This is a genomic window from Pseudomonas sp. GL_117 (assembly GCF_057835125.1).
On record NZ_CM174418.1, the window covers coordinates 2178097 to 2192024 of the forward strand.

At 64.6% G+C, this 13928-nt stretch carries 12 protein-coding genes; 2 read left to right on the top strand and 10 right to left on the bottom strand.

Annotated features, from left to right (window positions below; genetic code table 11):
* Positions 1–29: 29 nt before the first annotated feature.
* Together AC3ISR_RS09920 and AC3ISR_RS09925 are read left to right on the top strand one after the other, a co-directional pair.
* A complete protein-coding gene (locus tag AC3ISR_RS09920) occupies positions 30–662 on the top strand; it encodes a glutathione S-transferase N-terminal domain-containing protein (RefSeq protein WP_192300294.1) in 633 nt (210 codons plus the stop codon).
* 165 nt (positions 663–827) lie between these two features.
* Complete coding sequence (locus tag AC3ISR_RS09925) at positions 828–1403, top strand: DUF4174 domain-containing protein (protein WP_226456175.1); 576 nt, start codon at positions 828–830, stop codon at positions 1401–1403.
* Positions 1404–1460: 57 nt separating this feature from the next.
* Here the strand turns inward: AC3ISR_RS09925 and AC3ISR_RS09930 are convergent, their stop codons facing one another.
* From AC3ISR_RS09930 to AC3ISR_RS09975, 10 genes are read right to left on the bottom strand one after another with little or no spacing between them, the layout of a single operon-like run.
* On the bottom strand, positions 1461–2495 hold the full coding sequence (locus tag AC3ISR_RS09930; RefSeq protein ID WP_192300296.1) for an acyltransferase family protein: 1035 nt from the start codon (positions 2493–2495) through the stop codon (positions 1461–1463).
* A gap of 43 nt (positions 2496–2538) precedes the next feature.
* Entirely contained in the window at positions 2539–3948 is a 1410-nt protein-coding gene (locus AC3ISR_RS09935) for a lipid II flippase MurJ (protein ID WP_463985039.1), read from the bottom strand.
* Positions 3948–5381 (bottom strand): O-antigen ligase family protein, encoded by a 1434-nt coding sequence (locus tag AC3ISR_RS09940; protein WP_192300298.1) that lies wholly within the window; start codon positions 5379–5381, stop codon positions 3948–3950. Before AC3ISR_RS09940 ends, AC3ISR_RS09935 begins: the two co-directional genes overlap by 1 nt.
* Positions 5378–6481, bottom strand: a complete 1104-nt coding sequence (locus AC3ISR_RS09945) for a glycosyltransferase family 4 protein (protein WP_463985038.1) — start codon at positions 6479–6481, stop codon at positions 5378–5380. Before AC3ISR_RS09945 ends, AC3ISR_RS09940 begins: the two co-directional genes overlap by 4 nt.
* On the bottom strand, positions 6472–7689 hold the full coding sequence (locus tag AC3ISR_RS09950) for a glycosyltransferase family 4 protein (protein WP_463985037.1): 1218 nt from the start codon (positions 7687–7689) through the stop codon (positions 6472–6474). The genes AC3ISR_RS09945 and AC3ISR_RS09950 overlap by 10 nt, the downstream gene beginning before the upstream one ends.
* A gap of 6 nt (positions 7690–7695) precedes the next feature.
* The gene (locus AC3ISR_RS09955; protein ID WP_192300301.1) at positions 7696–9024 is read right to left on the bottom strand and encodes a GH39 family glycosyl hydrolase; all 1329 of its coding nucleotides are present in this window, start codon (positions 9022–9024) and stop codon (positions 7696–7698) included.
* Entirely contained in the window at positions 9014–10204 is a 1191-nt protein-coding gene (locus tag AC3ISR_RS09960) for a glycosyltransferase (protein ID WP_463985036.1), read from the bottom strand. The genes AC3ISR_RS09955 and AC3ISR_RS09960 overlap by 11 nt, the downstream gene beginning before the upstream one ends.
* The gene (locus tag AC3ISR_RS09965; protein ID WP_192300303.1) at positions 10204–12195 is read right to left on the bottom strand and encodes a GumC family protein; all 1992 of its coding nucleotides are present in this window, start codon (positions 12193–12195) and stop codon (positions 10204–10206) included. Before AC3ISR_RS09965 ends, AC3ISR_RS09960 begins: the two co-directional genes overlap by 1 nt.
* 14 nt (positions 12196–12209) lie before the next feature.
* Complete coding sequence (locus AC3ISR_RS09970; protein WP_463985042.1) at positions 12210–12986, bottom strand: polysaccharide biosynthesis/export family protein; 777 nt, start codon at positions 12984–12986, stop codon at positions 12210–12212.
* 29 nt (positions 12987–13015) lie between these two features.
* Positions 13016–13927, bottom strand: coding sequence for a glycosyltransferase family 2 protein (locus tag AC3ISR_RS09975; RefSeq protein ID WP_192300304.1), 912 nt, complete (start codon positions 13925–13927; stop codon positions 13016–13018).
* Position 13928: the final 1 nt, after the last annotated feature.

Genomic DNA, 13928 nt, shown 5'->3' on the forward strand with positions numbered 1-13928 from the left:
GGCTCAGTTTGGCAATAGGAAGCAAGCCCATGTACACGCTCTACGGCATCGACGAGTCCGGCTCCTGCATGATCGAAATCGCCCTGCAGCGGTGCGCGGTGCCGTGGCGACGGATCGATGCGGCCTCATGGGCCATCGGTGAGGGCAGCGATGAGCTGGCGCGCATCAACCCGCTCAAGCAGGTGCCCACGTTGCTCACCCCCGATGGCCAGGTGCTGACCGAAAGCGCGGCGATCCTGATCCACCTCGGCCTGGAATTTCCTGCGTCCGAACTGTTGGCCGGCAACCGCGCGCAGATCATCCGCGGGCTGGTGTACATCGCCGCCAACTGCTACTCGGCCATCGGCATCATCGACTACCCGCAACGCTGGCTCGGCAATGTCAACGAAACCGTGCAGGCGCAGTTGGTCACCGGCACCCGGCGCTACCTGCATCAGGCCTGGGTGGTGTTTGCCGATCAGTTTGCCGGGCAGTTGTTTGCCCCCAACGACACGCCGAATGCACTGGGCCTGATGGCGGCGGCGGTGTCGCGCTGGGATGAGTCGCGGGAGGCATTGCACGGCCTGGCGCCGGGTTTTGCCCAAAGCCTGGTGCAGGTGGACGCCGACCCTATCGTCGCCCCCGTATTTGCGCGGCATTGGCCGGATTGGAAGGTCTCATGATGTTTCCGCAATCAGTGGAAACAATCACCGCAAAAGCGTCTCAACCCCTTGCGTAGCGGGCGTGCTGACCTACGCTTTCTTGCAGCGGTGTAGGAATCATCCTTGAATTTGACTGTCGCAGACATGAAACTCAAGAACCCTGCATGGAACTAGAAGGAGGTGCGCATGCTCATCCGGTCGCTGACCCTGGCTACCTTGATGGCTTTTACGGGGCCGCTGTTGGCCGCTGATGATACCAACCCACTCAAGCAGGATTTGGGCAAAGCCCGCCCGCTGGTGGTGGTAGAGCTGGATTCGGGTAATGCCACCCTGGCGACGCTCAAGAAACAACTCGACGAAGCGGCCACCAAGCAGGCGTTTGAAGAGCGCAGCATGGTGCTCTACACCGTGAAATTCGGCAGCATCGGCGCCGAAGGGGAAAAGTTCGCCAAGGACGCCAAAGACAACAAGAAGCTCACGCCACCGGAAACCAACGCATTGATCCGTGCCCTCAAGCTCGGCGCTGGCAGCGGCACCAAGGTGATCCTGGTGGGCAAGGACGGCGAGAAGAAACTCGAGAAGACCGTGCCACCGGATACCCTCGACCTCAAGGAATTCTTCAGCACCATCGACCAGATGCCCATGGCCGAAAAAGAAGCCGCCGCCGCCGCAGAACCCGAACCGGCTGCACCGGCCCCGGCCAAGGGCGCCAAACCGACCAAAGCCGGCAGCAAGCCCGCCCCGCAACAACTGGACGATTGACCCACGCCAGGAGCCGGACCCACCGGCTCCCACGCAAGCCCGCTCCCACATTTGGGTTCAACTGCGTGCTGGAGTTGGCGTTTCAATTTTCTTGCGCACTGGAAACGGAAAGTAGAAAAACCGCAGAAACGCCACCCGCTTGATCACTTCCCCGATCAACAACGGCGCCACCACCGCCACCACCAACCCGACACTCGCCGCCACAAACGCATGCAGCCCCAGGCGTTCCATCAAGTCGACGGTCTTGTGCTGGATCTCGCCATGGAAGATCAACAGGATCAACGTGGACTGGCCAATGTAGGTCATCGCCCGCGTCAACACGCTCGACACCATGAGCACTCGCGCCAGCGCCCAGCACAGGTAAACCCCGATCACTGCCAGCAGGCTGGTCCACAACCAGTGGTCATAGCGCCGTTGCGCCAGGTCCATGGTGTCGCCGCGCCAGAGAAACACCGCCGCAAACAGCACCGCCGATATCACCAGGGTCAGCAGTGACCCCTCATGCCGGCGCAGCCAGTCCCGCAGCAGGTAGCCGAGGATGAAACACGCGCTGCTGATCAGCGTGACGTCCAGGCTGAAGGGCAAACCCGGCAGCACCCAGGTGTGTCCGCCGACGGTCACCGGCAGTTGCCAGAACCACGGCAGTATCCAGGTGCCCACCACCAAAATCAGTCCGGTCAGCACGCAACTCAGCGCCAACGGCAGGCGTTGGATCAAGCGCAGCACGCACCAACTGAACAGAATCGCCACCCAGAAATGCGGCAAAAACCACAGCGCCTGCCACGGGATGGTGTCCACCGAGGCATACAGCACGCCGCCGACATCCGCCAGTAGCGGTTGCCCGCGCAGCACATCGCGCACGACCACGTACACCAGCATGGTGAAAAAAAACGGCTTGAGCAGGCCGTCGGCCTTGCGCACGGCCATCTCGCCAAAGGGCTGTTCCGGCTTGAACAGCACACCAGACAAAAAGAAGAACAGCGGCAGAATGAACGACGCCAGAATCGGGTACATCAGGTCCAGGGACGTGGCCACAAACCAGCTGTGGGCATACACGATCACCAGGATGCCGATGCCTTTGGCAATATCCATTTGAATCCAGCGATGTTTCACCTGATCACTCCCGAACAATCGTTCATGCCTTGCGCCACGGCTTCAGCCACAGCCCCATTCCCAGCAACACCAGCGCGCCGGCCAGGGTGCTCAGCGCCAGTTGCCGCCAGACGCCTTCAATGCCAAACAGCCACAGCGCCGCCAGCCCCATCAACAGCGCGCTCAACAGCCATTGCCGTGCCCAGGGCAGGGCAGTGAGCAAGGACTGGCGTTGCATCAGCAGCAACGCAGTGCAGATCACTCCGGCCAGTGCGGCCAGCGCAATGCCCGCCAGGCCGAAGACAAACGGCAGCGCGCCGAGCAACAGTACGTTGACCAGGCTGCCGAGCAACTCGCAACGCAACGGCTGGCGCGTGTCACCGGCGGCGTAGGCGTAACGCGCCAGCAAGGCGTTCCAGGCGCCGAACACCAAGGGCACGGCAAACCAGGCCAACAACAACGGCAACGGCGAATCCGCCGATTGCTTGGGCAGCAGCAACGCCACCAGGCTCGGCGCGGCGGCCACCAGCCCGACACCGGCGGGCAGAGTCAGCACGCTGGCGGTTTCCAGGCCGCGCTTGAGCAGCGCCAGGCGCGCATCGCCCTGACGGCGGCTCATCATGCCCAACAGCACCTGGTTGAGGCTCATCAGCGCAATCAGCGGCAGGTTCATCAGCTTGCGTGCGAGGTTGACCCAGGTCACCGCGCCTTCGCCCAGCAGCGACGCCACCAACCGTTCGATCAACGCCAAGCCCTGGCTGGCAGCATTGCTCAACAGCAGCGGGCCGATGCGCTGGCCCAACTCGCGCAACGGCGCCAGCGCCAGCTGCCAGCGCCACGGCCGCCAGCCCTGGCGCCAGATCGACGGCAGCAGCGCCAGCGGCATCAACAGGCTGCCGGCGAGGCACGCCAGGGCCAGGGTGTGCGGTTGCGTGGCGGTGCCGGCCAGGGCGAGGTAGGTCACCGGCGGCAGGTTGAACAGCAGCGAGCCCAGGCCCGCCAGCACAAAGCGCTCGCCCGCCTGCAATGGAATGCTGAACAGCGCATGCAGCAGTAAACCCGGCACGCACCACGCGACGACCTGCAGGTTGCTGCCCGCCAACGCCGTGGCACTTGCCGCCAACCCGGGGCCGAGCAGTTGCACCAGCCACGGCGCCAACAAGGTCAGCAACAGGCTGGTCACCAGTGCGATCAGCAGCAAGGCTGCAAACATCACTGCCAGCCAGTCCAGCCGCCCGCGCTCGTCTCGTTGCAAGTACAGTGGCAGTGCGGCGGCGCTCAGCACGCCACCGGCCAGCGACATGCGCAAGGCTTCGGGCAAGAACAACGCAATCAGGAACGCATCACTGCGCTCGCCCGCGCCCCAGGCCGCCACCAGCAGCCATTCGCGCGCAAAGCCCAGGCACAAGCCGAGCAACGTCGCCACGGTCAGCCAGGCGGCGGAGCCGAACATCAGGGACGTACGCCGTTGAGCAAAGGCGCGTGTGCCGCCACGCGTTTGACCTGCGGCAGCCGCGCCGGAAACAGCCGCCGCGCCTCCAGCACGTTGATCCCCACCATCAGCCAGAACAACGCCACCATCACCACCGCAAAGCTGAAGTAGTGGTCAAACAAGCCGCTGACCAGCGCCGACAGAATCCCCGCCGTGGTGCCCAGCCACAGGGCGTTGTCCTTGGTCAGGCGGATCGGGCCTTTTTCCGGGCGCGCTTCACGCCACCAGCGCACGGTCACCGCGACAAACAGCAGCATGCCGACAATGCCGACCTTGTAGATGTAGTTCAGCCACAGGTTGGAGATCCCCAGCAGATGTGTGCCCGGCACCGGCGGGTCGACCTTGAAGCCAATGCCCAGGGGGTACGCGGCCACCGCCTGCGGGAACAGGCGATACTCATCCACGCGTACTTCGGTACTGGCGTTGCTCGACGAGAAAATCGTCGCCAGGCGGTCCTGCAACGGTGGGTACGCGATCACCAGCGCCACGGTCAAGGCCGCGCCGATCATCAGCAAACGCCCGGTGTATGGCACGCGACGCGTGGCCATCCACAGCAGCACCAGCGCCAGGCTGACCATCGCGCCACGGCTACTGGCCAACAACAGCGCTGCCGCGCCCAGGCACGCCACGCTCAGGCCCAGGCCGCGCTTCCAGCCTTGTTCGGTCATGCCGTAGCAGAACGCCAGCGGCAGCAGCAGCGCCATGATCCCACCGATGGCATTCGGGTGCGTCCACGGCGAACCCATGCGCGAGGACATGGCCTCCAGGCCGAACTTCAGCGTGTCGAAGTTGGCGTAGTTGAACAGCCCCAGGATTGGCGCAATCCCGGCCCCCGAGCGGGTGCGCACAAATACCCCGATCGACAGCAACAGCATCGCCAAGGTGCCCAGCAGCAGGGCGATCACCAGGGATTCGCGGTGCTTTTGTTCCACCAGCAACTTGGCCGCGAGAAACACCCCCGACAGGTTCAGCAACCAGCGCAGCCAGTTGGCCAGACCGCTGCTCTCGGCGTGGGTGATGACCTGGCCGACGATAAACGGCAATACGCTGAACAGCATCAGCCACAGCAGCATCTGGTCGGTGGGGCGCTGCGAGAAACGCGGCGAGTCGGGCAGCCGCGACAGAAAGCGTTGCCACAGCACCGCGCCCCAGGTCAGCGCCAGGATCGCTTCGCTGACGGTGGTGCGGATGCCCAGGTTGACCGTTGAGTACGGCATGAACGTCGCCGCCACCGCAAACAGCAACAGACCCCAGAGCGGAAAGCGCAGGATCGTCAATGCGCCCGCCAGGCCCAGCACCGCGACAAATGCCTTGGCCGGGGACAGCAACAACGCCAGGGCGCCGAACAGCGCACCAAAGAACACCGGGACGAGGCTTGGCAGGCTTACTCTCATTGAAGCTCCTCGATCAATTCAGCCAGGCGCCGACGGTAGGCGCCGGGGTTATAGCGTTCGGCCCATTGGCGGCATTGCTCCGGCGCGTCTTCGGCGGGGCGCTGCGCCAGGTCCAGCATCAACTGCACTAACGCCGGGCCATCGGTGGGCGAAAAACGCGGCGCCGACGGCGGGGTGATTTCATCCAGCGACGTACCGCTGGCCACGGCCACCGGCGTGCCGACGCTCAGGGCCTCGATCACCGGCAAGCCGAAGCCTTCGGCATACGACGGTTGCCACAAGCGCGAGGCCTGGCGGTACAGCGCGTGCAATTCGGCATCCGACACGCCACTCAGTGCGCGAATCCCCGGCAAGCTGCGTTGGGCCTCGGGCAAATGCTCAAGGCTGCCGACCAGCACCAACTCCGGCACTGCCGGGGATTGGCGCCGCGCCCGTTGCCAGGCGTCGACCCAAAACGGCACGTTTTTGCGCAACTCCCGAGTGCCTACCAGCAACCAGTAATCCTTGGGCAGTTGGCGTGCGCTGAGGTCTGCGGGCAGCCCGGCGAACCCATCGACCTGATTGGGCAGCACACGAATCTTGGCCTTTGCCTCGGGAAACAAACGCGCGGTCTCATCGGCGCTGTACTGCGACGGTGTCCACACCCGGTCGGCACTGCGCACTGCCCAGGCAATCGACAACCGATCGCTGGTCTTGTAGATCAGCGCCTTCAGGCGGTTGGCGTGGTAGTTGTCCAAAGTGATCTGGAACAAATCGTGCAACAGCACCACCGTGCGCAGGCCCTTGGGTTTGGGCGGCAGCGGCAGGCCCATGTTGAAGGTGCTGATGTACAGGTCGATATGTTGCTCGCGCAGTGCACGCGGCAAAAAACCGGCCTCGAAGCGCAGGCGATTGTGCGGTTGGTGCATCGCGGTTTTCGCGCAGCCCCAGCTTGGGCAGTGGGCCTGCAAGCGGCTGGCGTCACCCAGGGGCGCCACGGTGAAGCGCTCCAGTTCGACCTGCGGCAAGGCGCGCAGGGCGGTTTCCAGGGCATACACCTGGCGGCTGATCCCCGATTGCGGCGAGGTGCCGACGGTGCGGTAGTCCAGGCCTATACGCATGTGGGCTCCTTGCGTTTGAGCGGCACGAGGCTGGCGTACACCTGCTCCAATTGGCTGGCGGCGACGCTCCAGTCATGGGCCCGGCGCACATACGCACGTCCGGACTCCCCCATGGGCGCGGCCGCTTCGGGAAATTGCAGCAGACGCACCACGGCATCCGCCAGGGCGGACGCGCTTTGGCCGCCGAGGTAGTCCAGGCCCTCCACCAGGTCCAGGCCCGACACACCTTGCGCAGTGCTCGCCAACGGCAGGCCGGCGGCCAGGGCTTCGAGCACCTTGAGCTTGGAACCGCCGCCATGGCGCAACGGCGCCAGGAACACCGAACTGCTCGATTGCAACGCCAGCAGGTCCGGCACGAAGCCTTGCCATTCGATGCGCGGGTCCGGCCAGCGCGTGCGCCAACTGCCGGGCATGCCAAAGCCGCACACGCTCATGCGCACATCGGGGCAACGCGCCCAGACCTTGGGCAGGATTTCATCCAGGGCCCACTCGATGGCGTCCACATTCGGTGCGTATTCATAGTTGCCGAGGAACAGCACACGGCGCGCCGACGGGGCGGGATGGGCCCGGGCGAAGTGGTCGCAATCCACGCCATTGACCACCACCGGCACCGCTTTGCCGGCGATGGTTTCGAGGACTTGGGCATCGCTGTCGGTCACGGCTATCACTTGAGTGGCCTGGCGCATCACCCGGCGTTCCCAGCGCGCATAGCGCCACTGATCGTAGCGAATGAACGGCAGCGCCCAACGCGGCAGGCGGTCGTAGGTGGCGGCGCCAAGGGCGGATTCGACGTTGTGCTCGGTCAGCACGAACGGCTGGGCCTTGCGCGCCAGTGCGCTTTCGTAGGGCTGCAAGGTGTAGCTGTGTTCGATCTGCACCACGTCCCACTGTTCGCCCAGCAGCCACTCGAAAGTGTCCTGCAATTGCCCCGACAGACCATTCACGCTGGCCAGCAGCGGATAGGGCGCGATCAACCCGGCGACCAGGGTCTTGACGCTGCGCAGCGGGCGACGCGGCAGCACGATCAGCTGTTCCAGGAAGGCTTCGAGCACCGCGCGATCGGCCGCTGCCACCGGGTGCTTGTCATGCAGCAACAGCGTGATCTGGTGCCCACGCGCCGCGAGGCTGCGCAGCAGGTGGAACTGGCGCGTCTTGCCGCCGCTGGTGGCCGGCCAGGGTGAGTAGGGCAGGATCCATAAAATACGCATGGTCACTTAATCCCATAACAGAATTTGCAGGTTCGGCTTGACCGTCACGGTCAGGCCGTTGGTGCCGCTTACCGGGGTTTGCGTGCCGCGTAGCGGGTCGTACAGGGTCGCACGGGTCAGCCCGGGCAAGTGTGCGTTGCCGCCCTCGGCCGCCCAGAAGAACCATAGCTTGTGGCCGTCGGCGCGGGTCCAGCCGATGCTGAACAGGCCGTCGGGCAATTGGTCGGCGGCCGGTGGGTCGGCCGGGCTCAGGCTGGGGCCGCTGACATCCAGGAAATACTTCAGCGCGGTGTAGACCGGCTTGGGGTTGGCGTTGATGTCGAGCAAGCCGTAGAACCTGTCGCGCACGCTGGCGCGTTGGTCCAGGTCGCTGAGGGTGAACAGGAAGATCCTGTCGAAATCCATCGCGCTCATCAGCGCCACGCGCCGCACCACGTAATCGGCCTGTTGTTGCGGGGTGATCAGGTCTTGCGCGTCTTTCGGCCCCGGGTAGGTCGACCAGCCCCACTCGGTGCTCCACAGCGACTGCACGCCGCCGTTGCGCAGGGCCTGGTTGAGCGCGCTGGTCTTGGCAATCAAATCCAGGTTGGACGGGTCGTTGCCTTCGGGCAACTGGGTGTAGGGGTGATAGGACACCACCGTGTTCAGGCTGGCCACGCCGAGGGCGCCGAGGGCGTTGAACATGGTCTGGCCGTTGGGCATTTCGCTGAAAAACGCCATGCCGGCGGCCACCACGGGTTTCGCCGGATTCACCCCGCGCAAGGCGCTCGCCGTGGCGGTCAACAGGCTGGCATAACCCGCCGGGTCGGCCGCCGGACGCCAGAAGCCGAGCAGGTTGGGCTCGTTCCACACCTGCCAGGCATCAACGCTGGGGTAGCGCTGGGACAGCAGCGCCATGCGTGTGGCGAACATGTTCGGATCGGCCGGCGGGTACTGGTCCTGATACGGCGCGCCAGCGGGCGCAGTGGTGGCGAAAGGGGCCGAACCGACCAGGTAGAACAGCGACTTGAGCTGGTTGTCTTGCAGCTTGCCGACCAACTGATCGAGGGTCGCGATCTGGTACTGGTTTTCCACGGGTTCCAGTTGATCCCAGTGCAAATCCAGGCGCACCCATTGCAGGCCCAGGGCCTTGAGGCGGTCGATCTGCAGCTGGTAGCGCGCGGGGCTGAACCACAGGAACTGCGCGTTCACCCCCAGGAAATCCTTCCACACCACCTCCTTGTTGCCCTTGAGCACATGGTTCTCGGCGTCGGCTGGGCGCCCCCACATAAACGCGCCGAGGCCAAGGGCGGCGATCAGCGCAAGGCTCGCCAGGTAGGTGTATCTACGTGCCATACGGGGCCCCCGCAATCGCCTGTTCAAACAGCTGCTTGAAGCGCTGCGCGGTCAGCGGCCACAGGCGTTCGCGGCCGATTTCCCCGGCACGTTCGGCCCAGTCCCGGACCAACGACGGCGTGCGTGCCAGGCGCAGCAATTGCGCGGTGAGCGCCGCCACGTCACCTTGTGGATAGATCGCGCCGTTGCCGCTGGCGACCTCTTCGGCAAACGCCCGCGCATCCGAGGTGATCGCCCCGCGCCCGCACGCGGCGGCCCAGGACAGGGCGCCACTGGTGCCGCGTTGGCGCCCGAGCAGGCCGAGTTTTTTCGATTCGCGATACGGCAACACCATCACATGGTGCGCCTGGATCGTCTGCGCGATCTCGGCCGCCGGCAGGTTCAGCCGCCAGTCGAGGGTGTCGGTGAGGCCCAGTGCGGCGATCTGGCTGTTCAACTGCTCCAGGTAATTGCCGCCTGCGCCGAACGCCATCTCGGCGGCGGTGCCACCGGCCAGGGTCAGGCGCACGCGGCCGCGTAATTCGGGGGCTTGCTTGAACATGTCGGCCAGGGCTTGCAGCAGGTCTTCAATGCCTTTGCCGCGGTAGATAAAGCCGAAGTACAACAGGTGCAAGGTGTCCAACGCCGGCAGCGGTGCGGGTGGGATCGCCAGGTTGGCGTGGTTGATCACCGCGACTTTGCCGGGTGGCAATTGCATGCGCTGGGTCAGGCAGTCGGCGCCGAGGCGGGTGAGGGTGATCAGTCGGGTCAGGCCTCTGGCGACTTGGCGTTCTTCGCGCAAGGTCAGTGGGTCGGCCAGCACCACCGCTGCTTGCGGCAACGGGCTGGGCAGGCGTTCCAGCAGGTTCAGCGGGAAGGGCAGCCGCTCGCGCCGCCAGACGATGCGCTCGGGGTCATGCACCGTGGCGGTCAGCGCTAGGGTCGGGTGAGCCTTGCGCAATTCGCGCAGGGCCAGGAACTCGCCGAGCCGCCCGCCGCCCAATTCGGCGTGGACCAGGTCGACGCTCTGCCAATTGAACGCGGCGATGGCCTGCTGGATCGCCTGGGTACTTCCCTGCGCGCCGCTCAACGGTGTCGCCACCGTCACGCCCAACTGCTCCAGCGCCGTCTTGAAATGGTTCGCATAGTCGGCGATGCCGTTTTTTTCCGGCGGCAAAGGAGCCAGCAGGGCAATGCGCATCAGAACGCCCCCCGGTACTTGGCGATGGTTCGCAGGACCTTGGCCGGTACTTCGAATTTACGCCGGTTGATGATGATGCCATCGACCTTGCCGAACGCGGTGTTGAGGATCGACAACGCGTGCTCCACCACCGGCACCGTGCTTTTATGCGCTTCCACCACCAGTGCGATCAGGTCGGCGCGGCGCAGGGTGACAAACGCGTCGCGGTTATCCAGCAGGCCCGAGGCATCCAGCAGCACCACTTCGCCAGGCTCCGCCGGGGCGAGGCCGCCGACCCGTACGTTCACGCCGTTTTCCAGCAGCAGATGGCGCAGTTGCTCGACCACAAAGGTCACGCCTTCGCCGTGCCGCGCCGAGGTCAGCCCCAGGGTCAGGCCGTTCTGCGCGATGCGATCGGGCTTGAGCTGGCTGTACAGCCGGTAGATGCTGGCGTGGAATGCGTTGGTACTTTGCACAGTGCTGGTATCCAGCTCCGGCAAGGTGGTCCACAGCCGCAGGCCGAACTTGCGCTCCACCAGGCCGCCATCGTGGATACGCTGGTCAAGCAGGTAGCACAGGTAGATCACCAGCAGGCCGACGACGATGGCAAACGGAACCGCCAACACCAGCATCACCAGGGTCTTGGGGAAGATCCGCCCAGGGTTCAGAGTGGCTTCTTCGATCACCGCGATGTTGCTGATCTGGCTGTTGTCCAGCTCTCGGTCGATGCGCGATTTTTCCAGGTTGTCCACGTACAGCGCGTAGTTGCGCTCGGTGGCGTTCAGCTCGCGGGACAGGCGCGCCAGCTCCGGTTCAACCTCCAGGGCTTGGGTGCGTTGCGTCTCCAGGTTCAGCAATTGCTTCTGCTGTTGCACCAGCTGCGTGCGCAGTGCCTTGTTGTTGCTGGTTTCATCCAGCAGCACGCGCTGCAAGTGGATTTCCAAGGTGTTCGGCGCGCGGTTTTCCGAGGCTTGCACCGTGTTGCTTTCGCTGGCGACCTGGACCCGCATCGCCTGGATCGAGGCGTCCAGGGCTTTGACCGGCGGCGCGTTGTCGGTGTAGGTGCGCATCATGTCGGCCTTCTCCAGCAGCTTCTGGTTGAGCAGGCGACGCAAGTCCTGCTGCTGCGGGTTCAGGGCGATCTGGCGAACGGTGGTGACTTCCTTGGGCTGGCTCTTGAGCTGGGTGCGCGTGCTCTCGATGGCGCTGTCGGAAGAGGCGATCAAGCGCGTGGTGTTGAAGGTCTCGCCGCGCAATACGTTGATGCGCTCGGACAAGTCTTCAAGGCGGTCGGTGATGCTCGCCGCACCGATCTCGTTGAGGTGCTTGAGGATCTGCTCCTTGTAGCTCTTGATCTCGCTGGCGCTGTTACTCACCTGGCCTTCGTAGAACACGTAGAGACTCTTGCGGCCCAAGGCCTCGGTGCGTTCGTTGATGTAGGTTTCGACCCAGTCCTTGACCACCGCCTGGGCGATCTGCGGATCACCCCAGGTAAAGCTGATGTCCATCACCGTGGAGCCGGCGGCGTGGCTGACATCGAAGCTCTTTTCCAGGCTGGCGGCCAGGCGTTCCACCGGGGTGGTTTTTTCGATGATGCCGATGGTTTCCAGCACCACGCGGATGCCGTCGAACACTGCGCCGATGCCTTTCTTGACGTAGTGCTTGGTGACTTTCAAGAAGCCTTCCGGCGGCGGCGCGTTGTCGATCACTTCCAGGTAGTGCTCGGCGACTGCGCGCACGATGGGCCGCCCGGTGAGCAGGCGCTCTTCGTCGACAATCGGGTCGCGCTGGGTGCTGGGCATCACCAGCGCCTGACGGTTGCTGATCTCGATCGGCAAGGTTGAATCGCGCCCCGGCTTGACCAGCAGGCGCGCGGTGGATTCGTACTTGGCCGGCAACAGGAACGCGCCGAGCAGGATGATCACCAGCGCGGCAATCGCCGCCAGCTTGAACTCGCGACGGAAGATGAAGAACAGGCGCAGAAGATCACGAAAAGAACGGATCTCGATCATGGGATGTCGCTCCTTTAGTTATTGCCGCCGCTGGTCCGGGTGTAGTTGTAGCCAACCCCGATCGACTTGGTGAACGGGATCAGTTGGTTCATGTAGGTATCCACTCCTTGGATGCGCTCGCCCACGTTGGATTTGGGCACGAACACCACATCACCGCGTTGCAGGTGCACGGGTTTGCGCCCGTTGGGGCCGGTGTTGAGCAACTGGCTGAAGTCCAGGAAGTACGCGCGATAGGCGCCCTGGGCGTCTTCGCGCAGCAGCGCGACCATGCTCGCATTGCCCGCCGGGCTGACCCCGCCGGCGCCGAGGATGGCCTGTTCGAGGGTGTTGGCCGTGGCGATCTGCACCACCGTCGGGTTGTTCACCGCACCGCCGACGATCACCGAGTTGCCCGGTGCCTGGTTGATGTTCACCGTCACCCGTGGCTCGCGGTAGGTCTGCGCGAGCTTGCCGGTCAGTTCGGTGGCGAGTTCCGAAGGCTGGCGCCCGGCGACATGGATCGGCCCCAGGAACGGGTAGTTGATCTTGCCGTCGGTCTGCACCGTGTACAGCGTCAGCTCATAGATGGTGCTGACGTTGAACGCCGACAGCGTCGGCATCTCGCCGGCATCGCGGACGATGCGCAACTGATCGCCGACGCGGATGCGCTCCACCGCCGGCGGTAGTTGCGCAAGCTGTTCGAGGGCGCGTTTGCCGTCCTCGACCGCCTTGCTGTCTGGCGCGACGATGCGTGCCGGTGTATTGCAGGCGGCCAGGGCCAGCATGGCCAGGGCGAGCACGGTTCGTTTCATCACGGGGGACTTCCTCTGGGTCATGCTGCTCACCTCCAATAACCGGGAAACATGCTGATGCGCCGCTTGAGGGCGAGGGGCAGACGGCGTTCCAGGTGGCCCAGGCGGTAGCCGAGCAACTTGAAGGCACTGCGCACCAGAACTTCGGGGACGCGGTGCAAGGCGCCTGCCTTGCGCAACGCGGCAAGCTCGGCGAGCACGTAGCGCTTGCCTTCGCCCCCGGCGTCGCCAAAGGCTTGCTTGATCCACGGCTCGCGGCCGTAGAACACACCAATGTCGAAGTAGCGATGAAACTCATCCATGAGTTTGTAATCGTGGGAGTGATGCACCAGCGCCGTGGCGGCGTAGCGCACCTTGTAGCCGTCGAGCAGCATGCGTGCGGCGACGAAGGCATCTTCGCTGCCGATCACGTCCCTGGGAAAACCACCCACCGCCTCCAGCGCACTGCGCCGGTACACGGAAAACGAGTCGGAGCTGAAGCAGGTCTTGATCCCCAACTCCGGCGCGTCGGCCAGGCTTTTGCTGCGGCTCTGCGCGGGGTAGTTGAAGTGCCGTGACTGTGCGCCCAGCACCCCGGCGTCGGGGTGTGGCAACTGGCGACCGTAGGCCACGCCGTTGAGCGGGTCTTGTTGCAGCTCGTCGAGCAGGTTGGCGAAGGTTTCAGGGGTGGCGGGGATGGCGTCCTGGGTCATCACGATCAAGGCGTCGCCGTCCACTTGCGCGCTGGCCCAGCGCCGCGTGCCGCCGTGGTTGAAGTCGCGGGCGTCGATCACTTCGACCCGTGCGCCGAACGCGCGAAAGCGTGCCACGGTGTCATCGCTGGAGGCGCTGTCCACTACCAGCATCTCGTCTGGTTGCAGGGTTTGCATGGCCAGCGCCGGCAGCAGCCGCGTCAGGTGGCTGGAGGCGTTGCGGGTCGGGATGATCAGTGCCGTGCGCATA